The organism is Janthinobacterium sp. SUN128, from assembly GCF_030587275.1.
GTDB lineage: Bacteria > Pseudomonadota > Gammaproteobacteria > Burkholderiales > Burkholderiaceae_D > Janthinobacterium > Janthinobacterium lividum.
In genome coordinates, this window is sequence record NZ_JAPWHY010000001.1 from 1 (window position 1) to 22,909 (window position 22,909).

Annotated in this window: 19 protein-coding genes and 1 rRNA gene; 3 read left to right on the forward strand and 17 right to left on the reverse strand. The window is 62.7% G+C overall.

The genetic code is table 11. The annotated features are described in order from the left end of the window. Window positions 1-163 precede the first annotated feature (163 nt). Together rrf and O3297_RS00010 are read left to right on the forward strand one after the other, a co-directional pair. Window positions 164-276 (forward strand): 5S ribosomal RNA (gene rrf / locus O3297_RS00005). A 110-nt stretch (window positions 277-386) separates the two neighbouring features. Continuing rightward, complete coding sequence (locus tag O3297_RS00010; protein WP_305049574.1) at window positions 387-1,685, forward strand: leucine-rich repeat-containing protein kinase family protein; 1,299 nt, start codon at window positions 387-389, stop codon at window positions 1,683-1,685. A gap of 54 nt (window positions 1,686-1,739) precedes the next feature. On the opposite strand, the gene O3297_RS00015 is transcribed toward O3297_RS00010, so the two are convergent. Then, window positions 1,740-3,005: a nitronate monooxygenase gene (locus O3297_RS00015; protein WP_070277935.1), complete on the reverse strand. Its 1,266-nt coding sequence runs from the start codon at window positions 3,003-3,005 to the stop codon at window positions 1,740-1,742. Between the two features lie 183 nt (window positions 3,006-3,188). After that, the gene (locus O3297_RS00020; RefSeq protein WP_034759416.1) at window positions 3,189-3,674 is read right to left on the reverse strand and encodes a YajQ family cyclic di-GMP-binding protein; all 486 of its coding nucleotides are present in this window, start codon (window positions 3,672-3,674) and stop codon (window positions 3,189-3,191) included. Between the two features lie 185 nt (window positions 3,675-3,859). On the opposite strand from O3297_RS00020, the gene murB reads away from it, so the two are divergent. Next, entirely contained in the window at window positions 3,860-4,888 is a 1,029-nt protein-coding gene (murB, locus tag O3297_RS00025; protein WP_305047394.1) for a UDP-N-acetylmuramate dehydrogenase, read from the forward strand. A 75-nt stretch (window positions 4,889-4,963) separates the two neighbouring features. Here murB and O3297_RS00030 read toward each other — a convergent pair whose 3' ends face one another. The 15 genes from O3297_RS00030 to O3297_RS00100 form a co-directional block, all read right to left on the reverse strand. Beyond that, window positions 4,964-5,278, reverse strand: coding sequence for a pyrimidine/purine nucleoside phosphorylase (locus O3297_RS00030; protein ID WP_099390254.1), 315 nt, complete (start codon window positions 5,276-5,278; stop codon window positions 4,964-4,966). 25 nt (window positions 5,279-5,303) lie between these two features. Continuing rightward, window positions 5,304-6,329 (reverse strand): diguanylate cyclase, encoded by a 1,026-nt coding sequence (locus O3297_RS00035; RefSeq protein ID WP_070277941.1) that lies wholly within the window; start codon window positions 6,327-6,329, stop codon window positions 5,304-5,306. Between the two features lie 10 nt (window positions 6,330-6,339). Further along, window positions 6,340-7,392 (reverse strand): chemotaxis-specific protein-glutamate methyltransferase CheB, encoded by a 1,053-nt coding sequence (gene cheB, locus O3297_RS00040; RefSeq protein WP_305047395.1) that lies wholly within the window; start codon window positions 7,390-7,392, stop codon window positions 6,340-6,342. 10 nt (window positions 7,393-7,402) lie between these two features. Then, window positions 7,403-9,691, reverse strand: a complete 2,289-nt coding sequence (locus O3297_RS00045; protein WP_305047396.1) for a hybrid sensor histidine kinase/response regulator — start codon at window positions 9,689-9,691, stop codon at window positions 7,403-7,405. Next, a complete protein-coding gene (locus O3297_RS00050) occupies window positions 9,688-10,374 on the reverse strand; it encodes a chemotaxis protein CheW (protein WP_070259679.1) in 687 nt (228 codons plus the stop codon). Before O3297_RS00050 ends, O3297_RS00045 begins: the two co-directional genes overlap by 4 nt. A gap of 9 nt (window positions 10,375-10,383) precedes the next feature. Beyond that, entirely contained in the window at window positions 10,384-11,634 is a 1,251-nt protein-coding gene (locus tag O3297_RS00055; RefSeq protein WP_305047397.1) for a protein-glutamate O-methyltransferase CheR, read from the reverse strand. Then, the gene (locus O3297_RS00060) at window positions 11,631-12,086 is read right to left on the reverse strand and encodes a chemotaxis protein CheW (protein ID WP_305047398.1); all 456 of its coding nucleotides are present in this window, start codon (window positions 12,084-12,086) and stop codon (window positions 11,631-11,633) included. Before O3297_RS00060 ends, O3297_RS00055 begins: the two co-directional genes overlap by 4 nt. Before the next feature lie 4 nt (window positions 12,087-12,090). Further along, on the reverse strand, window positions 12,091-13,902 hold the full coding sequence (locus O3297_RS00065) for a methyl-accepting chemotaxis protein (RefSeq protein WP_305047399.1): 1,812 nt from the start codon (window positions 13,900-13,902) through the stop codon (window positions 12,091-12,093). Between the two features lie 186 nt (window positions 13,903-14,088). Then, a complete protein-coding gene (locus O3297_RS00070) occupies window positions 14,089-15,324 on the reverse strand; it encodes an argininosuccinate synthase (protein WP_034759383.1) in 1,236 nt (411 codons plus the stop codon). Window positions 15,325-15,393: 69 nt separating this feature from the next. Then, window positions 15,394-16,314, reverse strand: coding sequence for an ornithine carbamoyltransferase (gene argF / locus O3297_RS00075; protein ID WP_070290636.1), 921 nt, complete (start codon window positions 16,312-16,314; stop codon window positions 15,394-15,396). Window positions 16,315-16,599: 285 nt separating this feature from the next. After that, window positions 16,600-19,455 (reverse strand): ATP-binding protein, encoded by a 2,856-nt coding sequence (locus O3297_RS00080; protein ID WP_305047400.1) that lies wholly within the window; start codon window positions 19,453-19,455, stop codon window positions 16,600-16,602. Between the two features lie 175 nt (window positions 19,456-19,630). Further along, window positions 19,631-20,083 (reverse strand): hypothetical protein, encoded by a 453-nt coding sequence (locus tag O3297_RS00085; protein ID WP_305047401.1) that lies wholly within the window; start codon window positions 20,081-20,083, stop codon window positions 19,631-19,633. A 269-nt stretch (window positions 20,084-20,352) separates the two neighbouring features. Beyond that, window positions 20,353-21,258 carry a ribosome small subunit-dependent GTPase A gene (gene rsgA / locus O3297_RS00090; RefSeq protein ID WP_099665016.1) on the reverse strand — a complete coding sequence of 302 codons (906 nt, stop codon included), beginning with the start codon at window positions 21,256-21,258 and terminating at the stop codon, window positions 20,353-20,355. Beyond that, on the reverse strand, window positions 21,255-21,620 hold the full coding sequence (locus O3297_RS00095; protein ID WP_052140377.1) for a 4a-hydroxytetrahydrobiopterin dehydratase: 366 nt from the start codon (window positions 21,618-21,620) through the stop codon (window positions 21,255-21,257). The genes rsgA and O3297_RS00095 overlap by 4 nt, the downstream gene beginning before the upstream one ends. Beyond that, complete coding sequence (locus tag O3297_RS00100) at window positions 21,617-22,897, reverse strand: M48 family metallopeptidase (RefSeq protein WP_305047402.1); 1,281 nt, start codon at window positions 22,895-22,897, stop codon at window positions 21,617-21,619. Before O3297_RS00100 ends, O3297_RS00095 begins: the two co-directional genes overlap by 4 nt. Window positions 22,898-22,909 lie beyond the last annotated feature (12 nt).

The window sequence follows — 22,909 nt, forward strand, 5'->3', positions numbered from 1 at the left end:
TAATTGCCCGTACGGCTTGTCCCTATAACCTTAGCAGGTACAGAGGATAAGACGGTACAACGTTGCGTGTGTGTTGATACTACCAGTCATTACCCCAATCTTTGCTTCTTCCAGATTCATGGCTTTGTCGTCCCACAGGAGACAAACGCCAGTACAAGTTATGCCTGATGACCATAGCAAGTTGGTCCCACCCCTTCCCATCCCGAACAGGACCGTGAAACAACTTTGCGCCGATGATAGTGCTGCAACCAGTGTGAAAGTAGGTTATCGTCAGGCTTGTTATTCGAAAAAACCCCTTCCGGTGATCCGGTTGGGGTTTTTTTACGTCCGCTGGTTTTAAGTGCGCCAGCGATTGCCGGGTTTTTGAAAGGGATATCTTGTCTGCTGTGCATACACTGGAGCAATTACGGGCTGGCCAACTGGCCGGCCTGCGCCGCCTGAAGCTGTCCTGCGGCTTGACCGACTTTCCCCGCGAGATTTTCGACCTGGCCGACAGCCTGGAAATCCTCGACCTCTCGGGCAACGCGCTGTCCACTTTACCCGACGACTTGCCGCGCCTGCACAAGCTGCGCATCATTTTTTGCTCGGATAACCTGTTCACCACCTTGCCGGCTGTGCTTGGTTCCTGTCCTGCGTTGGAAATGATCGGTTTCAAGGCGAACCGGATCCGCCAGGTACCTGCTGCCGCCTTGCCAGCCAGGCTGCGCTGGCTGACCCTGACCGACAATGCCATCGAAGCCTTGCCGGACGAACTGGGCAAGTGCAGTGAGCTGCAGAAACTCATGTTGGCGGGAAATTGCCTGGACAGTTTGCCCGCTTCGTTGACGAACTGCCGCCGTCTGGAACTGGTACGTATCGCCGCCAACCGTTTTACGGCGCTGCCCGACTGCCTGCTGTCCCTGCCACGCCTGAGCTGGCTCGCGTATGCGGGCAATCCCTGCACGGAAGCGCGGGAACTGGCGGCCTTGGCCGGTACGGCTGCGGCAGGCGTGGCATGGCAGCGCCTGGAACTGGCGCAGCAGCTGGGCGAGGGCGCATCGGGGGTGATTTACCGTGCCTGTCTGGATGGCGTGGATGATGTCGCCGTCAAAGTGTTCAAGGGAGCCATGACCAGCGATGGCTTGCCGCGCAGTGAAATGGCCGCCTGCATCGGCGCCGGTGCGCACCCGGGCCTGATTCCCATCCTCGGGACGCTCGATGCGCATCCGCAAGGGGCAATGGGACTCGTCATGCCGCTCATCGACGCGGCCTTTCGCAACCTGGCGGGACCACCGAGCCTGGAATCGTGCACGCGCGACGTGTATGCCGATGACGCGCGCTTTGATATTCCGCAAGCGCTGGCGATTGCCCATGGCATCGCCTCGGCCGTGTGCCAGCTGCACGCGCGCGGCATCGTGCATGGCGACTTGTATGCACACAATATCCTGCATGCGGACGCTGGTACCTCTCTGCTGGGCGACTTTGGTGCGGCGTCCATGTTTGCGCCGGGCTCGCCGCAAGGGGACTTGTTGCAGGGCCTGGAGGCACGCGCCTTTGGCGTGCTGCTGGGCGAGTTGATCGCGCATTGTGCGGCGCCTGTGCCCGCCTTGCATACCTTGCAAGAAACTTGCCTGCAGGAAGAAGTATTACGGCGGCCAAGGTTCGAGGCGATCGAACTGGCCTTGCGGGACATGCTCCCCGCATAAAAAAATGGCGCAGCCTTCGCGGGCTGCGCCATTTCTACTTCAGGGTGGCAAGATTCAGCTTGCCACCAAGATTTCTTTTTCCGGCAGGGCGATCTGGTTGTCGACACTGAACTGGTAATCCTTGAAGACGTGTTCGGCCGTCAGGATCTGGTATTCGCCGTTGTCGAGCTTATGCGTGGTGTCCTTCAGGCGATACGTGTAATGGCCGCAGGTCCAGCAGTTGAAGTTGCGCATGTGGGTACACAGGCACGTCTTGTCCATCACGACGACGGTTTTTTGCTCCGGATGGGCCGCCACTTCGCGGTTGTACGAGTTGATGTACGCGCAGTTGCCCGTCGCATCAAGCAGGTAGCCATACGATTCGCAGCCTGGGCGGATGCCGGCGCCGATGGCGGGCGTGTTCTTCAGCATGCGCATCGGGTAGCCCGTCGGCGAGACGCCATTGACGATGATGTCTTCTTCCGAGGCCTTGTAGTATTCCTGCTTGACCTTGTTTGGCAAGCCGCATTCCTTGGTGACGGTAAAGCGCGTCGCCACTTGCACGCCAGCCGCGCCCGCTTCCAGGAAGGAAACGGCGTCGCTGCCCGTGAAAATGCCGCCAGCGGCGATCAGCGGGATATCCAGCTGTTCGGCCTTCAGGTAGGCCAGCAGTTCCGCCGTGATCGTGTGCAGGTCGTAATTGGCCCAGTCCATGCCGAAACCCAGGTGGCCGCCGGCCAATGGCCCCTCGACGATGATGAAGTCGGGCAAACGGTCGAGCTTGGCGTTCTTGCGCAGGAAAATCTGCAGGGCGCGTACGGACGAGACGATGATCCCCAGCTTGGCATCACGGAAACGCGGATGGTCGGCCATCAGGGCGAACGAGCCGAAGTGCAAACCGGCGGACAGGGTGATGCCGTCGATGCCGGCGTCCAGCGCCGCATTCAGACGCACACGCAAGGTTTCACGCGGGCCATTCATGGTCAGCTTTTCCATGCAATTGACGAAGATCAAACCATCGCCTTTTTTTGCTTCCATGGTGCGGCCGATATGCAGGCGCTGCGCTTCCGCCAGACGGCCCAGGTCGAATTGCACCACGGCCTTGTCGCTGTTATTGATGTTGAACTTGTACAGTTTCGTCTTGTCTTTGACGAAGGTGGTGTCGAAACGGCGATCCGACACGTCTTCCACCATGGCATCGGAGATATGCCCGATACCGTTCAGCCGGGCCGCTTCCAGGGCCAGCTCCGACGTGGAAATATCCACACCCATTCCGCCTATCATGATGGGCACATATTCTTTTTTGCCAAATCGCAGGCGGAAATCATCAACACGTTTCATTGCTATCCTTAGACTACCGTGGTTATCACTGAGCCAGATGTACGGTCAAGCCCGCCGCCGGTCAGGCGCGCGGGCGCATGTAGCTGCGCGCAGCTTCAATTCTACCCCAAGCGGGCAGGCGCTCCGAGGCAGCTTGCCGCCATGCCGGTGCAAGCGCAGGCCGGAGCGTGCGCATCATCGAAATTAATCGCGGAAATTGTTAAATTCCAGCGGCATGTCGGGCACGTCCTTGCGCAGCATGGCCATGGCCGCCTGCAGGTCGTCGCGCTTGGCGCCCGTGACGCGCACGGCTTCGCCCTGGATGCTCGCTTGCACCTTCATCTTGCTGTCCTTGATGACACGCACGATTTTCTTCGCATCATCCGATTCGATGCCATTCTTGATCTTGATGATCTGCTTGACCTTGTCGCCGCCGATCTTCTTGATGTCACCTTCGTCGAGGAAGCGCACATCGACCTTGCGTTTGGTCAATTTGTTGGTCAGCACGTCGCGCACCTGGCTGAGCTGGAATTCCGAGTCCGCAAACGCGGTCAATTCGTTTTCCTTGTGCTCGACGCGGGCGTCGCTGCCCTTGAAGTCGAAGCGGGTCGTGATTTCCTTGTTGGATTGCTCGACTGCATTCTTGACTTCGATCATATCGGCTTCGGAGACTACATCAAATGACGGCATGGTCTGTTCCTTTTCTTGTTAAAGCGAGCGCACGCTCGGCGCGCTGGGCCTTGGCGGCTGATTCTGCGCCATGGGACGGCCCTGTTAAAGATGCGACATTTTAACGGACAACGGGCAAGTCGCCCTTGTCCTGAGGTGGTTTTTTGTCGCTTTCGCTCTATAATCGAGCAAAATTTCCCTATCCCATGTCTGCAGAGCTCACCATCGAACACAATTACCCCCTCCAGCGCCTGAATACCTTCGGCATCACGGCCAACGCGGCCGCCTACGTACGCATTACTTCGCAGGCCGAATTGCACGCCGCGCTGCAAGATCCCGCCCTGTCCGCCATGCCGCGCCTGATACTGGGCGGCGGCAGCAACATCGTGCTGACGGGCGACTTTCCCGGCGCCGTGCTGCACATGGCCACGCGCGGCATGCGTCTGGCACAGGCGGATTTCGAGACGGTACTCGTCACGGCCGCGGCCGGCGAAAACTGGCACGATTTCGTGCAGTGGACCCTGGCGCAAGGCGTGGGCGGGCTGGAAAACCTGTCCTTGATCCCCGGTACGGTGGGCGCGGCGCCTATCCAGAATATTGGCGCGTATGGCGTTGAAATCAAGGATTATCTGCATAGCGTGAGCGTCATGCACAGCGCCAGCGGCATCGTCTTCGACATGGACCGCGATGCTTGCCGCTTCGCTTACCGCGACAGCATCTTCAAGCAGGCGGACGGGCGCGAGCTGATCGTGCTGGAGGTTACGTTTGCCTTGCCGGCCGTGTGGCAGCCGAACTTGCGCTATGCGGAACTGGCGCAGGCCGTGGCCGAGCGCAATCTTGTCGAGCCGACAGCACAACAGGTAGCCGAGACGGTGATGGCGATCCGCCGGAGAAAATTGCCCGATCCGGCCGTGATCGGCAATGCGGGCAGCTTCTTCAAGAATCCCGTGGTGTCGCGAGAGCAATGTCTTGCCTTGCTGGAACGTTTCCCGAACCTCGTGCACCATGCGCAGCCCGATGGCACGGAAAAGCTGGCGGCCGGCTGGCTGATCGATCAGTGCGGCTGGAAGGGGAAAAACCTGGGGCCCGCGGGAGTGTATCCCAAGCAGGCACTGGTTCTGGTGAATAATGGCGGCGCTCGTGGCGCGGACATTACCCGGTTGGCGGCAGCGATACAGGATGATGTAGAGGCGAAATATGGCGTGCGCCTGTCGCCCGAGCCTGTGTTTGTCTAAATAGTCAATCCGCGCTTGAAAAAATGCTCAGGGCAAGGCAGTGCAACGCAGCCATGGACGTTTTTTCTGCGTGGATTAGCCGAAGTGGCAGACGTAGTCGACGGTCTCGACCGTTTCAATATCAAAATAGCTATTGCCCGGCACCTTGAATTGCGTGCCCGCGGCATAGCTGTTCCATTCTGTCGCGTCGGCCAGGCGCACCTTGCACAGGCCGCTGACGATTTCCATGATTTCCGGCGCACCCGTATTGAAGCGCAGCGATGACGCGAAAATCACGCCCACGCTTTTCTTCGTGCCATCGGCCAGGATGACGTTATGCGAGACGCATTTGCCGTCAAAGTAGATATTCGACTTCTTGACGACGCTGACATTGTCCAGTTGTGTGCTCATGCTTCACTTTCCTTGCTGTTAAAAATCAGTCCTGGACGTCATCGGCGCTCAGCACGCTGTTGCGTCCGCCGCGCTTGGCCGCGTACAGGGCCTGGTCGGCGCGGTTGATCAGTTGCTCCACCGTCGAGTCCGGTGACGGCACGATGGTGGCCACGCCGATCGAGATGGTGACGATGCCCGTGCTTGCCGCCGGATTCTCGATCTGCAAGCCTTCCAGGTGGCGCCGGCACGCTTCGGCGATCAGCAGCGCGCCGGCCGGATTCGTTTCCGGCAGGATCAAGGCGAATTCTTCGCCGCCGTAACGGGCGGCCAGGTCGGCCGGGCGTTTCAAATGTTCCGTCAGCACGGCGGCGACTTTTTTCAGGCCCAGGTCGCCCGCCAGGTGGCCAAAGTGATCGTTATAGCTTTTAAAATGGTCGATATCGCAGAACAGCAAGCTCAGCGGTGTTTTGTCGCGCTGGCCACGCTGCCATTCGAATTGCAGGGTTTCATCGAAGCGGCGGCGGTTGGCGATGCCCGTCAAGCCATCGAGGGCGGCCAGTTTTTGCAGCTCGATATTCGCGTCGGCCAGGTTTTTTTGACTTTCTCGCAGGAAACGAAAAGCCTGGTCGCGCTGCAAGCGGCTGATGTGGGCCGCCGAGTGATAGCGTATGCGCGCCAGCAACTCCAGTCGGTCTGGCAGTTTCACCACGTAATCGTTGGCGCCGACGGCAAAGCTGTGCGCCTTCAGTTTCGGGTCATCCTTGGCCGACATCACGATCACCGGCACATGCGCCAGCGCCTCGTTTTCGCGGTACAGCTTGATCAAGGCGAAGCCGTCGATGCCCGGCATCACCAGATCCTGCAGGATGACGGTCGGTTGCAAACGCAGCGCCGTGTCCAGCGCCTGGGTGGCGTCGGTCATATAGTGAAACTCGATATCCTGCTGATCGCTCAGCATGCGCCGGATTGCCTCAGCAATAATCAACTGGTCGTCCACCAGCAGGACGCTGACCTTGAATTCGGTCAATGCGGGTTCTTGCTGGATGAAGCTGGAGGAAAATTCTGGCATTGCATTCTTTTCAGATGTTAGGGGAGGGCTCCCACCCATTGTTGAGTTTGGCGCCCAGGCGGCTGCGCAGGCTGGCACCAATTCTATCCAATGGCAGGATGTGCTGCGCCGCATCGAGTTCGGCCGCCGCGCGCGGCATGCCGTACACGGCGCTGCTGGCCTGGTCTTGCGCGATGGTCGTCTTGCCGGCGCGACGCATGGCCAGCAAGCCATCGCCGCCGTCGCGCCCCATGCCTGTGAGCAATACACCGATGGCGTCGCCGCGCCAGTGCTCCGCCACGCAGTTGAAGAAGACATCGACGGAAGGACGGTAAACATACTCGCGTGGTGCTGCATCGTAACCCAAACGATAATTTTGATCTAGCAGCAGGTGATCATTGGTCTTGGCGATCAGTACCGTGCCGGACACCAGTTCGTCGCCTTCGGCAATCACGCGCACAGGCATGCTGAGCTGGTCATCGAGCCATTTCGCGAAGTGCGAGGCAAAGGTTTCATCGATGTGCTGCACCACCACGATGGCGCAGCCGGGCGGCGCCGTCCAGCCGGACAGCACCCTGGCCACGGCCGAAGGGCCACCCGTCGAGGCGCCGATGGCCACCAGGGTCGATACTTGGCCATCGCCCCGTTCGCCGCCATTGCCGTTCGCCTGGCGCGGCGGCGGCGTTTCGGCGCTGTGGCGTATCAGCTTGCCGATGGTCTTGATCTTGGCCAGCAGTTCGCTGTCGCCGCCCACTTGTCCCTGGAGCACGGGGGTGGCGGTGACGTCGAGCGCGCCCGCGCCCAGCGCGCGGAAGACCTGGTTGACATTGTCTTGCGGGCGGCCCGTGACCACCAGGATGGCGCACGGGCTTTGCTCCATGATCAGGCGCGTCGCCTCGACGCCATCCATCTCCGGCATGTTCAGGTCCATCAGGATCAGGTCGGGGCGGTTGCCTTCGCACATGCGCACGGCTTCGAGTCCCGTGCGGGCGATCCACAGCACCTGGTGCTCCTGCGTGCTGGCCACCACGCGGCGCAGGGCCTCGGCGGCCATGGGGACATCGTTGGCAATGGCAATTTTCATGAAGTACAACTCATAAGCGGGCATCTCCTATCAGGTCGGCCACCGCGTCGAGCAAGGTCTCGTCGTGGAAGCTGCCTTTGGTCAGATAATAGTCGGCTCCGGCGGACAGGCCGCGCGCGCGGTCTTCCGGACGGTCCTTGTACGAGACGATCATCACCGGCAGCTTGTGCAGGTGCAGGTCCTTCTTGATCAGCGATACCAGTTCGATGCCATCCATGCGCGGCATGTCGACGTCGGTGATCACCAGGTCGTACTCGCCGCTGCGCACCACGTTCCAGCCGTCGATGCCGTCGATGGCCACGTCGACTTCGAAGCCGCGCGCCAGCAGCAGCTTGCGCTCCATTTCGCGCACCGTCAGCGAATCGTCGACGACGAGGATGCGCTTGGCGCGGCGCTGCTGCGTGTGGCCCGCCTGCGCCAGCTGGTGCAGGCCGCCCTCGTGCAGCAGCTTATCGATCGACAGCAGCAAATCGGGCACGTCGAGGATCAGCACCGGCTCGCCGTCGTCCAGCAGGGCAGCGGCGGAAATGTCGCGCATCTTGCCGAAAATCGGATCGATGGCCTGCACCGCCAGGCTTTGCTCGCCGCGGATGGCGTCGACCACCAGGGCATAGCTTTGCTTGCCGCGCCCGATCACCACCACCGGCAAGTCCTCTGCCTGGTTGGCCGCCTCGCCCAGTTCCAGCACCTGCGCCGCTGAGACCAGGCCCAGATGCTCGCCTTTGAGTTCAAAGAACTGCTTGTTTTCCAGGGTATGGATGGCCGCCTGTGGCACGCGCACCACGCTTTCCACCTTGACGATGGGGATGGCGTAGGCTTCGCCCTGGATGTCGATCACCAGCGCGCGTACGATCGATTGCGTCAGCGGCAGGGTGATCAGGGCACGAAAGCCCCGGCCGGGTTCCGATTCCAGGCGCACCGTGCCGTTTTGCTGGCGTATCGTCTCGTGCACGATGTCCAGGCCCACGCCGCGCCCGGACAATTGGTTCGCCTTTTCCTTCAGGCTGAAGGCGGGCAGGAACAAGAATTCCAGCAGCTCGCCCGGCGACAGCGCGGCGGCCATGACGGGGCTGGCCATCTTGCGCTCGATGACGGACTGGCGGATTCTTTCCAGGTCGACGCCACGGCCGTCGTCGCTGATTTCGATGCTCAGCATGCCGGCGCGGTGGCGCGCCTCCATGCGTATCGTGCCCAGCGCTTCCTTGCCCGCGTCGATGCGTTCGTACGGGCCTTCCATGCCATGGTCGATGGCATTCCTCAGCATGTGGTTCAGCGGGCTTTCGATCTTCGCCAGGATGTCGCGGTCGACCAGGGTGTCTTCGCCCTCGATCTCCAGCTGCACTTCCTTGCCCAGGCTGCGCGCCAGGTCGCGCACCATGCGGGGAAATGCATGGATGCCGTCGCGGAAGGGGCGCATGCGCAGGGCCAGCACTTCGTCGACCATGCCTTGCGAGACGGCCAGCAGGCGCCGTTCATAGGTTTCGATGTCGGCGATGTGCTCGAGCATGAACTGCTTCAGGGGCTGCGTCTTTTGCAGCGCCAGCAGCGACTTTTCCATCAGGCCCGCGTCGCCCGCGCGGGCAATGGCTTCGTGCAGGTGCTCGATGGCGGAAAACAGGCTGCTTTGGTTGCGCTTGAAGCGCTGCAGCGCGCCGATGAACGGGTGCATCTGGTGCGCGTTGATGCGCGACTCGCTGGCCAGCGACAGCAATTTGTCGAAGTTTTGCGCCGGGGCCTTGGCTGGTGCGGCTCCCGTGCGTGGCGCAGGCGCGGCCGCTTCCGGCTCCTCTATCGCCAGGCCGCTGGCCACGGGAAGCTGTGGTGTGGCCGCTGCCGGCGCCGGCATGGGCGCAGGCGCCGAGGGCAGGGCCGGCAATTCGGGCAGCTCGGCGATGCCTGCGATGGCGTTCAGGGTCTGGTCGATCTGCGCCGCATTCGCGGCCAGCCATGCTTCGGCGCCCGCGTCGTCCAGGCGCGACAGCTGCACGATCAGGTCGACGCCCGACAGCAGCACGTCGACCCGTTCCGGCGTGAGCTTCAGTCGGCCATGCTGGGCGGCGACAAAGCTGTCCTCCATCCCGTGCGCCAGCTGCACCACCACCTGCAGGCCGACGATGGCGGCCGCGCCCTTGATCGAGTGCGCCGCGCGCATCATCGCTTCGACGGCGGCCGCGTCGCCCGCATGGCGCTCCATCGCCAGCAAGCCGTCGGTGAGAATCTGGGTCTGGCTGTCCGCCTCCATGCGGAACAGGTCCAGCATGGAGAAGGCACTCAGGTCGCCGTGCTGGTCCTGGCTCATCGTAATAGTCTCGCAAGTTGAAAGCCGATCAGCGCCGTGTCGAGGCAGCCGATGCGCATGTCGCCTTCGGTGATGACACAGGACAGATAGCGCGACAGGCCCTTGTTGATGGTGGCCGCCGGCGCCTGCACGGTGCTTGATGCATAGCGCACGATGCCGTGCAGGTCGGCCACGGGCAGGGCGTAGGCCTGCTCTTCCCAGCGCATCAGCAGCAGGCGCGCGAACGTGTGGCGGCCCTTGGCCGGTGGCGCGCCCTGTTCGTCGATACCCAGCAAACTGGCCAGCGACATGCATGGATACAGCTTGCCGCCGATATTGACGATGCCCGCCAGGCCGCGCCCGCCGCGGTGCGGCAGCACGTGCGGCTTGGCCTGCGGTGCCACGGAGTCGAACACGCGCGTGGGCAGCGCCAGCCATTCGCGGCCGATGCGAAACACCAGCACCGAGCTGTCGCGCACTTCGCCGCCCGCATCGATCTGGCGGAAGTGGCTGGCCCAGTCGCGCTGGTAGTGTTCATCCACGGGCCGCTGCAGGTTGCGCTGGGCGGCGCCCGCATACACGTCGCAGTTGCGGCAATGCACATTGGCCGGCAGCTTGGGGCAGCTCTGGTCGCCGACCACGCCGATATGGTTCCAGCAGTCGTCGATGGCGGCGGGGGACTCGGTGGCGATGAGGTTGGTCATGCTTGCCCCTTAGTTGGACGCCTGGCGGCGCTGGTAGATGCGCGCCGCACGCGCCTTCAGGGTGGCGGCGGCCGTGTGGTTGCCATTGCGTTCGGCCAGCAGGGACAGGTGGCACAGCGCTTCGTAGTGGTCCGGCTGCAGGTAGATGCAGCGGCGCCAGTAATCGTCGGCCAGGTCCATCTTGCCGGCCAGTTCATTGATAATGCCCAGCATGAAATACGCTTCCGCCGCCTCGGGCACTCTGGCCAGGTGGGCGTGGCATTTTTCGCCCGCTTCGCGCAGCTGGCCACGGTCGGCCAGCAGACGCGCCTCGGCCAGCAAATCGGCCTGCGCGGCTTGCGCGGCCGGCGCCGGCGATGGCACGGACACGGGGCGCGTGCGCGGCGCTGTCGCGGCGGCAGGGGCGGCTGCGGCGGCGCGCCTTGGCGCGGGCGGCACGCTGCGCAAAGTGCGCAAGGCCGGCAGCGGCGCCACTTGCACGGGGCTGGCCGGCGCCGCCGTCTCCTTCTTCAGGGCGAAGGCCTGGCGGAACTGCAGCGGCGCAAAGCCGTTCTGGCAGAACGATGGCACTTCCGCATAGCCGGCCAGCAGCATGCCGTCGTCGGCCAGCAGGGCGGACAGGTTGTGGATGGCCGCGCGCGTGGTCGGCTTGTCGAAGTAAATCAAGAGGTTGCGGCAAAAGATGACGTCGTAATGGCGGCTGTAGGTGGCGGTATCGAACTGCAGCAGATTGCCCTGCCTGAAGGTGACTTGCTCGCGCAAGGAGTCGATGATGCGGTAGGCGTCGTCGGCCACGTGCGTGAAATAGCGCTCGCGGAAGGCCACATCCTGCGCGCGGAAGGCATTGCGGCCATATACGCCGGCCTGCGCACGCTCGATGCAGCCGGGACTCAGGTCATACGCGTCGATGCTGAACGCCTGTTTCGGCACGCCGCCGTCGCGCAGCGCCATGGCCATCGAATACGGTTCCTCGCCGCCCGCGCAGGGAATCGACAGGATGCGCGTGGCGCGCCCCCGTGCCCAGCGTTCCTGTACCAGTTCGACGGTGGCGTAGAACGCCTGCGGGTCGCGGAACAGCCACGATTCCGGCACCACCACCAGTTCGATCAATTGCGTCATTTCGGCCGGCGTGAGCGCTTGCAGGTAGGCTTCGCTATCGCTGAAGCCCGTTTGCTCCATGCGCTGGCCGACGGCCCGTTCGGCCACGGCTTTGGAGACGGACAGGCCGGTCGCGCGGCGCAGCAGGGCTTGTGCCGTCATGCCGCGCCCGCGTCTTGAAACAGCAGCGCGCGCACGTCGGGCGGCAGCAGGTGCTCCAGTTCCACCAGCTGCACGATGCCGTCGGCGTCGCTGGCCACCTGGCCCAGGAAGGGCGCCGTCGTCACGCCGCTGTCGTCGAGCTTTTCCGCATCAATGTCGGCGATGCCGCGCACCTGCGAGGCCAGCAAGCCCAGCGTATGCGTGGCGCCGCCAGGCGCGCGGTAGTCGACGATGACGATGCGCGTGTCGAACTGCGCGGCGGCGGCAGGCAGCCCGGCCAGGCGCGACAGGTCGATCACGGGCACGGGCGTGCCGTGCAAGTCCATCAGGCCGGCCACGTAGTCTGGCGTGAGCGGCAACTGTTTCAGCTCCAGCAGCGGCAGAACGCGCACGATGCCGGCCAGGGGCAGGCCATAGCGGTCGCGTCCGATGTGAAAGAGCAGTACTTTCATGGGATCAGATGGTGACGGCGAAGGTCGACACGCTCGACTGCAGGTCGCCCGCCGCATATTGCAGCTGGTGCACCGCTTCGCTGGTGGCTTTCAGCGATTCCACCGTCTGCTGCGTGGCATCGTTGAGCTGCATCATGGTGTCGGAAATTTGCGAGGCGCCGATGGCCTGCGACTGCATGCCTTGCAGCACGGCATCGAATTGCGGCGTGAGTTTTTGCACTTGATCCATCACGGACGACAATTGTTCCGCCACTTGCCGCACCTCGCCCACGCTGCGGCGAATTTCTTCCGAGAATTTATCCATGCCCATCACGCTGGCGGACACGGCCGACTGCATTTCCTTGAGCATTTGCTCGATATCCCACGTGGAGACGGACGTCTGGTCGGCCAGGCGGCGGATTTCCGTCGCCACCACGGAGAAGCCGCGGCCCGCCTCGCCCGCTTTTTCCGCCTCGATGGCGGCGTTCAGCGACAGGATGTTGGTCTGGTCGGCCACCTTGGTGATGGTGATCAGCACGCTATTGATATTGCTGGCTTTTTCCGACAGGGCGGCCAGCTTGGCGTTGATGGAATCGGTGGCCGAGACCATGTGCTGCATGGTCGAGTCCATGCGCTTGAGGTTGTTTTGTGCTTCGGCCGTGGCATTCGTCGTGTAGTCGGCTACGGCGGTGGCGTCTTCCATGGTTTTCAGCAACTGGCTCGTGTTGGCCGAGATTTCCTTGGTGGTGCTGAGAATTTCCACGCTGGTTTGTGCCTGTTCGATGCCCGTGGCTTCCTGCTGGCGTGCCGAGGCGGCGATTTCCGTAGCCGAGGTCGTCACCTGGATGCCGGCCTTTTGCACGTTGTTGAGCAGGCTGCGCAGGTTTTCGAACATCTTCGCCAGGCCGTTGCCCAGCTGGCCGATGGCATCGCTGCCCGTGATGCCGACCTTGCCCGTCAGGTCGCCCGAGGCCGCCTTCGACACCACTTCCAGCAGGGAATCGACCTTGGCCCGCAAGCTGTTCGTCGCGGCCAGTTCGTTGGCCTGGTTGTCCTGGATGGTTTGCGCCATGCGGTTGAACTCCTCCGTGACCTTGCCCAGCTCGTCGCGCGAGAGGATGGCGGCGCGCGCGTTTTGCTCGCCGCCGGCGATGCGTCCGACGGCGTCCGTCAGGCTGTTCAGCGGGCCGAGGATGGAACGGCCCAGCAGGTAGGAAATGCCCAGCGCCAGCACCACGCACAGCAGGCCGCCCAGCGCCAGGGTCAGCATCATGGTTTCCTGCAATTTTGTCGTGGTGGCCGTGCGTTCGACCAGCAAGCGGGATTCTTCGGCGGCGACTTCGTCAAGCAGCTTGTTCGCTTGCGCGACGGCCGGGTAGCCGGTCGGCGGCATGGTGCGCGCCACCGCTTCCGTGGCGCCCGGCGCGTTGCCCAGCGCGCGGCGCTTCTCGATCAGGGGATTGATCCACTCCTTCACCCAGGTGGTGGTCAGCTGGTCGATCTTGCGGAAGCGTTCCGACTGTACCTTGTTGTCGACCGTCATGGCGATGGCTTTTTGCGTGTGCTGGCTCAGCACCGCCATCTCGTCCGTTCCAGGGTTCAGCGAGGCTTCGTTGCCTGTGAGGATGAAACCGCGTGCTTCCACCTGGATTTGCAGGATGGAATTGTGAATCCTGTCGATCTCGACCAGCACTTCCATCGTGTGGCGGTCCCATGCATTAGCTTCCGACAGGCGCGAAAAGCTGTTGTAGGCCACGCCCAGCAGGATCAGGATGATGGCCACGATGGAGCCGAAGCCCAGGTACAGTTTATTCTTGATACTCAGGTCTTTGAACATGGGAGGGCTCCGGAAGCGGGAAGGTCAGCACAATTGCACTGTAGCATTTTGCCATGCGGACAGCAAAATGGGGGCGATCTCGGGACGTGGCGGGGCGTAATTTGCGGCAGAGTGCGCTCCAGACGCAAAAAAGCCGCCCGTGGGCGGCTCAGGCAGCTGCGGGAGGCAGTGCCTCCCGGCAACTAATTACTTCTGGCCGCGCTTTTCGCGGGCGATGGCGGCGATGCGCATGCGCAAGGCATTCAGCTTGATGAAGCCGCCTGCGTCGGCCTGGTTGTAGGCGCCGCCGTCTTCGTCGAAGGTGGCGATGTTCATGTCGAACAGCGAATCCGTCTTCGAATCGCGCGAGACGACGATGACATTGCCTTTGTACAGCTTGATGCGTACCCAGCCGTTCACGGTTTCCTGCGTGTGGTCGATCAGGGTTTGCAGGGCAACGCGCTCAGGCGCCCACCAGTAGCCGTTGTAGATCATCGATGCGTAGCGCGGCATCAGGTCATCTTTCAGGTGGGCCACTTCGCGGTCCAGGGTGATCGATTCGATGGCGCGGTGGGCTTTCAGCATGATAGTGCCGCCCGGGGTTTCATAGCAGCCGCGCGATTTCATGCCGACGTAGCGGTTTTCCACCAGGTCCAGGCGACCCACGCCATGCTTGCCGCCAACCTTGTTCAGTTCGGCCAGCACGGTGGCAGGCGACATGCGCACGCCGTTGATGGCGACGATGTCGCCTTTTTCGTATTCGATGTCCAGGTATTCCGCTTCGTCCGGGGCCTTTTCAGGGCTGACGGTCCAGCGCCACATCGTTTCTTCCGCTTCGGCGCTCGGGTTTTCCAGGTGGCGGCCTTCAAAGCTGATGTGCAGCAAGTTGGCGTCCATCGAGTACGGCGCGCCGCCGTTCTTGTGCTTCATGTCGATTTCGATGCCGGCGTCTTCCGCGTACTTCAGCAGTTTTTCGCGCGACAGCAGATCCCACTCGCGCCATGGAGCGATGATTTTCACGCCTGGCTTCAGCGCGTAGGCGCCCAGTTCGAAACGCACCTGATCGTTGCCCTTGCCGGTCGCGCCGTGCGAGATGGCGTCGGCGCCGGTGGCGTTGGCGATTTCGATCAGGCGCTTGGCGATCAAAGGACGGGCGATCGAGGTGCCCAGCAGGTATTCGCCTTCATAGACGGTATTGGCGCGGAACATCGGGAAGACGAAATCGCGCACGAATTCTTCGCGTACGTCTTCGATATGGATGTTTTCCGGCTTGATGCCGAACTTGATGGCCTTGGCGCGCGCCGGTTCCAGTTCTTCGCCCTGGCCCAGGTCGGCCGTGAAGGTGACGATTTCGCACTGGTAGTTATCTTGCAGCCATTTCAGGATGACGGAGGTGTCGAGTCCGCCGGAATAGGCCAGGACTACTTTTTTAATGTCGCTCATATTGCTTCCAGTTGTCGTTGTCGATATATGTGTTGCGATGCTGCCGGGAGTTCTGCAGTTCCAGGCGAATTATTGGATTTTACCCAGTAACAGGTATTCGATCAGCGCTTTTTGCACGTGCAAACGGTTTTCCGCTTCATCCCACACCACCGATTGCGGGCCGTCGATCACTTCGGCGGCTACTTCCTCGCCGCGGTGGGCGGGCAGGCAGTGCATGAACAGCGCGTCGGGCGCCGCGCGGGCCATCTTCGCGCCATCGACGATCCAGCCGTCGAAGGCGGCGATGCGGGCCGCGTTTTCCGCTTCGTAGCCCATGCTGGTCCACACGTCCGTGTTGACCAGGTGCGCGCCTTCGCAGGCGTCGGATGGGTTGGCAAAGAAGGTGTAGCGCTCGGTCTTGACTTGCGACAGGTCGATGTCGTAGCCCTTCGGCGTCGACACGTTGACGTGGAAGCCGAACACTTCGGCCGCCTGCAGCCACGAGTACAGCATGTTGTTGGCGTCGCCGATCCAGGCGACGACCTTGCCGGCGATCGAGCCGCGGTGTTCGATGTAGGTGAAGATGTCGGCAAAGACCTGGCACGGGTGGTGTTCATTGGTCAGGCCATTGATCACCGGCACGCGCGAATTGGCGGCGAAACGCTCGATGATTTCCTGGCCGAAGGTGCGCACCATGATGATGTCGCACATGCGCGACATGACCTGGCCCGCGTCTTCCACCGGCTCGCCGCGGCCCAATTGGGAGTCGCGCGTGTTCAGGTAGATGGCGGCGCCGCCCAGCTGGTGCATGCCGGCTTCGAACGACAATCGCGTGCGGGTCGAGTTCTTTTCAAAGACCATCACCAGGGTGCGGTCGATCAGGGGATGGTAGATTTCGTAGTTCTTGAACTTGCGCTTGATCAGATGGGCGCGTTCGATCACATATTCGTACTCTTCCAACGTGAAATCGGAGAACTGGAGGTAGTGCTTGATCGGTTTTTTTGTCGACATAATGACCACTTGAAGATGCGCAGGCCGCCGGCGGCGTGCCTTTCCCGCCGGGTTGCATCAGCGTAAAACATCTCGTCTGATGACTGCCTCGCCCGGCGCGCTGCTGTGTTGATCGGTGCCAGCGCGACGCCTGTCGCGCGGTACGATGCGGTTTGCCAAGTTGAAAATAATGCAATGGCAAGTACTTCAGCCGTTCAATTATAAGGGTTTTGCTTTTAGATTGGAAAGACTGGCCGGGCGCGTACTTGTATAGGCAAGCCTGCGCCCGGGCAACGGGGCGGTGGATTAATAGATGCTGGCGGGCGCAGCGCCGTCCAGCTGGGGCGCCACCAGGGGCAAGTCCAGGGTGAAGCGGGTGCCGGCAGGGCTGCTGGCCACCTGGATGGTGCCGCCCAGTAGGGCCGTGACGATGTTGTAGCTGATCGACAAACCCAGGCCGCTGCCACCCTGGCCCAGCTTGGTGGTAAAGAAGGGGTCGAAGATGCGCGACAAGTGCTGTTCGGCGATGCCGCCGCCATTGTCCTCGAAGACGATCTGCACGCGCGCCGCCTCCATCGTGGCGGACAAACGCATGCAGCCCGCGCCGGCGCCGCCATCGTTGGGCGCGGGGGGGAAGGCGTGCAGCAGGGCATTGTTGATCAGGTTGGTGATCACCTGGCCGAACGGGCCAGGATAGCTGTCCATGGCGATGCCGAAGGCTATCTCCACTTCGATGCGGTGGCCCGAACTGCGGATGCGGTTCATGACGGTGGCGATGATTTCATTGCTTACTTGTTGCAAGTCAAACCGGCGCCGTTGCTCGGTGGTGCGGTCGACGGCCACCTGCTTGAAACTGTTGACCAGGTCGGCCGCGCTGCGCAGGCCGCGCATCACCAGCGCCGACGCCTTGTTCGCATCGTCGATGAAGGCGGCCAGGTCCGAGCGGCGCAGGCCGGGGCCGTTCATCAGGCGTTCCACGTCTTCCGTCTTTTGCTGCATGGTACTGGCGATCAATAAACTGTTGCCGATCGGGGTATTCAGTTCATGCGCCACGCCGGCCATCAGCGAACCGAGGGCAGCCAGTTTTTCCTGCGATACCAGTTGCGCCTGGGCATCTTGCAATTGCCGGTAGGCGCTGGCGTTGTCGAGCGCGATGGCGCCATACGCGCACAGGGTACGGAAGATCAGCCGCTCCCGTTCGCCATACGCGTTGGCATGGCAAGCTTGCACCGTCATCACGCCCAGCACGCGTTCGCCCACCATCAGCGGCACGTACAGCACGCTCTGGTTATGCAGGGTGCCGGGCACCGTGTAGGCATGGCGGCGCGGCGGTACCTGGTCGATATACACTTCGCGCCGGCCCAGCAGGCAGCGCACGGAGTAGGCGCGTGGATTGCTCAGTGGAATGGCGTTGTCGGGCAGGGGACGGCCCGCTTCCATGCCGTGCGCGCGGCGTAGCGCCGTGCCAGCCGGATCGAGCATGTAGACGGCGAAGGTGTTGACTGGCAGCAAGGCGTGCACATGGCGGTCCAGCACCTGGAATACGGCGCTGGCATCGAGGTGGGTGGTGATTTCCTGGCCGATGGCCGACAGCCGTTCCAGGGTGTCGCTGGTCTGTTGCAGCACTTCGGCGCGGCGCGCTTCGGAGGCGGCCAGTTCGCGGTGGTGATAGCCTTCCGAACGCGCATGTTCCGTCTGGTGGTAGACCTGCATGGCCGTGGCGCGGTTGCTCGCCTGCTGGGTGTGGCTTTTTTCACGCGCCATGCCCGCATCGAGGGCGATATCGTAGGCGCGCGCATAGTCGCCCGCATGCGCGTATTCGCGCGCCAGCGCATCGAGCAGTTCGCCGGGCGGCGAATAGCCTTCGATGGAGGCGGCCACCTGCAGCGCCTGGTGCAGGAAATGCAGGGCGGGATTGCGTTCCAGCATGCCTGCGGGCGGCGGCAGCTCGTGGCGCGCATGCAGCATGGACAAGACGCGCAGCGCCGCCACCTGGTGCATGGCGTCGCCTTGCGCGGTGGCCAGCTGGCAAGCCCGTTCGGCCGCCTGCAGCGCTTCATCGGGGCGATCCAGATAGGACAGCGCGTGCGCGCTGCCGCGCTGCGCCATGCTGCGGAAATCGGCCTGGCCCAGCGCTTCGGCGCGCTGCGCCAGCCGGCTGAAAGCGTCGAGCGCCGTGTCGTAGTCGCCCTTGTCCAGGCTCAGTTCACCCAGGTGGAATAGGGCGTTGGCATAGGTGCGCGCGCCTGCCACGGGGGCCAGGATGAGCAGCGCCTGGCGCAGCAAGTCTTCGGCCGCGGCCAGCCGCCCCAGCTTGCGCATGGTTTCGGCCGTATGCGTCTGGCAGGCGCCGATGCTGCGCGGCCAGCCGGTGGGGCGCGCCAGGTCCAGCGCGCACTGCATCCATTCGAGGGCCGATTCGTTGTCGTTGAGACTGGCGAAGCAGTCGCCGATATTGATGGCGGCCGTGATGGCGCCGCGCAGCTGGCCGCTTTCCAGCGCCGCTTCGTAGCTTTGCATGTAGTGGCCGGCGGCCGTGCCCAGGTCGCGCGAAGTGTGCGCCAGCAAGCCGCGGAAATCATGCACCCAGGCAGCCAGCGGCGCGGGCAGCTTGCCGCTGGCGCCATCGGCCTGGAAGTGGCCGCTCCAGCGGGCCTGGGCTGCCGGCGCATCGCGCAGCACGGCCCAGCGCGCCGTGGCCGCGTCGGCCAGGCTGGCGCGCATCGCATCGCCGGCGCTGCGCGCCTGTTCGGCAGCGGCCAGCAGTTCGGCATCGCAGCGGGCATGGTCGCCCCGGTCGACGGCAATCGAGGACAGCAGCCAGTGTGCGTCGGCGCAAGCGGCGCCATCGCCATGCGCGCACAGGATGGCGTGCGCCGCCATGGCCAGGCTTTCGGCCGCATCGAGCGCGCCTTGCAGCCAGGCCACTTCCGCCTGCACCAGTTGCAGGCGCGCCTGCGCCTGTTCCAGTGCGGCCGCTTCCAGGCCGGCCAGCGGCAGCAGCCGATGCGCTTCCTTGCTCAGCTCAATTGCTCTGTTGCAATCACGCTGGCGCAAATGCCAGGACAGCAACAACAGCAGCGGTACGCGCCCGGCGCCGTGCAACGGCAGCAATGCGCTTTCCCACTGCGCTACGTCGTGTTCGAGCGCGAACATTTCCATTCAAGCATTCTCCCTGCAAACGGTGGCGCCAGCCTGCGACCGCACAGGCCATGCGTCATCGCATTGTAAGCTGCATTCAGGGGAATTGTTCAGTACGCCAGTCAGGATTATTCATCCGGCATGGTGCCACCGGCGGGGGCGATTTGCCCCGCGCCGCGTACGCTCTGCCGTGCGCTTAGCGTGAAACCAGGCGAACGCTGTTGACGCTGACGCCGCTGATGCTGCGCACGTCGGCCGGCAGACGCAGGCCCGACAGCAGCTGGGCGTTGTCGATGGTCACATGTTCGCCCGCATTGCTGAAGGCGAACATTGCACCTTTCTGGGTGGCAAACTGGCCAGATCCGACGGGAGTGATTCTGACACTGGGTTTTGGCTGCATTTCGCGGTCGTCGATCAGACGGCCATAGAAGTGGCTGCCCTGCTGGAGCACTTCCAGGCGTTGCCCGTTCGACAGGCGGTATTGCCGTTCGATCTCGGACGCTTCCTGCGCAGTGACATGGTAGTAAGCGTTGCTGCTGACTCTAACGCTGCCAGTCGTTTGTGGAGCCGCAACAGTTTGCGCGTGAGAGGCGCCGGCGACAAGTGCGAACAGGGCGGCGACAAGAGGGAGGAAGCGTTTGGTATGCATGACATTCACCTTCGATCAGGATGACGGGATTGGTTAGAGTTAGATCGTGTGGTCGCTGGCAGGTTTCCGGCAGGGACTGGTGTCAAGTTAGCAAACGTGCCTGGCCAGCGCCAGCGGCAGGCGATGGAAGGCAGGTTTTACGCGATGAAGCGCATAAAACGGCGGATGAATGGTTTTGGGATTAAAGTCGGAAGGCGGCTTCGGAGGCGAAATTAAATTTCGCCTGCCGGGTGTTTTGCGGCGCTATATTTGAATGAGAGAAATATTTCTCAATACAGCGTTTGCGCCGACTCGTGCAGCAGCTGGCCATACAGTGTGTGGCGCATCTTGGCGATCTTACCTTCGGACAAGGCTTGCAGGATGGCGCACTGCGGCTCGATCAGGTGGCGGCAGTTATAGAACTTGCAGCCGCCCAGGTAGGGCTGGAATTCGCGGAAGGCCCGTTCCAGCATGCCCTCGGATAAGTGGTACAGACCGAACTCCTGGAAGCCGGGCGAATCGATGATGGAGCTGTTCGCGCCCAGTTCGTCGAGCTTGTACAGGCGCGTAAAGGTGGTCGTGTGCTTGCCCGTGTCGAGCGCGGCCGAGATTTCGCGCACGGCGATGTCCGCGTCCGGCACCAGCAGGTTGATCAATGACGACTTGCCCATGCCCGACTGGCCGATGAGGATCGACGACTGGCCCGCCAGCAGGGGCGCCAGGGTGGCCACGGCGTGCTCCGGTTCGGCGCGCGCCGACACTTCATCGACGGGATAGCCCATCGAGGAATACGGCAGCAGGCGTTCCCGGGCACGCTCCAGCGAAGCGGTCACATCAGTCTTGTTGAGGATGATGCGCGCTTCGATGCCGGCCGCGTCGGCCGCCACCAGCGAGCGCGAGATCAGGTCGTCGGCAAAGCCCGGTTCCGTCGCCACGACGATGAACAGCTGCGTCAGGTTGGCGGCCAGCAATTTCGACTTGTATTGGTCCGAGCGGTACAGCAAGGTCTTGCGTTCCTCGATGCGGTCGATGACGGCCTGGTCGTTGGAAGTGCGCGTCAGGTGCACGATGTCGCCCACGGCCACATTGGTTTTCTTGCCGCGCGTTACGCATTGCAGCTTGGCGCCGTCCACGTCGGCCAGGTAATGGCGGCCGTGGGCGGCGATGATGATGCCCGTCAACTTGCCTTCGCTCATGGGGCCACCTGGCTGCTCTGGTAGATAAGGTCGGCCTTGGCGGCGCAGATGAAGTCGTTTTCGGACAGGCCGCCGGCACCCTGGTTGACCGAGTGCGTGTCGTAGCGCACGGCGCAGGTTTTGTAAGTAATGATGAGCTCCGGATGGTGGTCTTGCGTATGGGTCATATAGGCCAGGGCGTTCACGAACGCCAGGGTCTGGTAGTAATTCTTGAAGCCGAAGTCGCGGCATAGCTTGCCGTTTTGCACGGTCCACAGGGGCAGCAGGGCGTGCAGGGTGGCGATATCCGTGTCGCCCAGCGCCTGCTGGCGCGGCGTGCAGCTCAGTTGGGCGAGGTCTTGCGAAGTTGATGGCGTATTCATGCGGAAGCCCCTTTCAGGTGGCGGATGCGCACGCTGGCCGGCGGATGCGAGTCATAGAAGGCCGAGTGCAGCGGGTCGGGCGTCAGGGTCGACGCATTGTCTTCATACATTTTGACGAGCGCCGACACCAGGTCGTCCGCCTGCGTGTGCGTGGCGGCAAAGGCGTCGGCTTCGAATTCGTGCTTGCGCGAGCTGAGCGACGTCAACGGCCCCAGCAGGAAAGTGAAGACGGGCAAGGCCAGCATGAACAGCAGCAGGGCCAGCGCGTCCGTCGGCTGGCCCGTCAGCGCCAGCGCGACCGGGTCGACGCCCAGGCCCGCGTAAAACCACGGCTGCGTCTTCAGGAAGCCCAGCAGCGCGAGGAAACCCAGCGAGATGATGAACATCATGGCGATGCGCTTGACGATGTGCTTGAGCTTGAAGTGGCCCAGTTCATGCGCCAGCACGGCTTCGATTTCCTGCGGCGCCAGGCGCGACAGCAGGGTGTCGAAGAAGACGATGCGCTTGTTGGCGCCAAAGCCCGAGAAATACGCATTGCCGTGGGCGCTGCGCTTCGAGCCATCCATGACGAACAAGCCTTTCGAGGCGAAGCCGACGCGCTGCATCAAGCCTTCGATGCGGCTTTTCAGCGCTTCGTCGGCCAGCGGCGTGAATTTGTTGAACAGCGGGGCAATGACGGTTGGGAACAGCACCATCATCAGCAGCTGGAAGCCGCTCCAGACGAACCACGCGTACAGCCACCACAGGTCGCCCGACTTGGCCATCAGGGTCAGCACGACCCAGATCAGCGGCAAGCCGATGACGGCGCCCAGGCCCACGCCCTTGAGCATGTCCGTGAAAAACAGCTTGCGCGCCATGGTGTTGAAGCCGAAGCGCTGCTCCAGCACGAACTGGCGGTAATAGTCGAAGGGCAGGTCGATCAGGCCGGAAATGGCGGCAAAGGCGGCGATCAGGCCGATCTGATACAACATGGGCGAGCCGGGACCCATCCATTCATTCAGGTGCAGCGCCAGCCATTGCAGGCCGCCCAGCAAGGTAAAACCGATCAGCACGGCATAGTTGATCAGCAGGGTCAGCAAGCCGAACTTGGTCTTGGCCACCGTGTAGTCGGCCGCCTTCTGGTGCGCGGCCAGCGGGATTTTTTCCGCGAATTCGGGCGGGACAACGGCGCGGTGGGCCAGCACGTGGCGAATCTGCCGCGAAGCGAGCCAGAAGCGCACGGCGAGGGTCAAAACGAGGACGGATACAAACAAAATCGAAAACGCGAGTGAATACATTCTGTGCCTGTG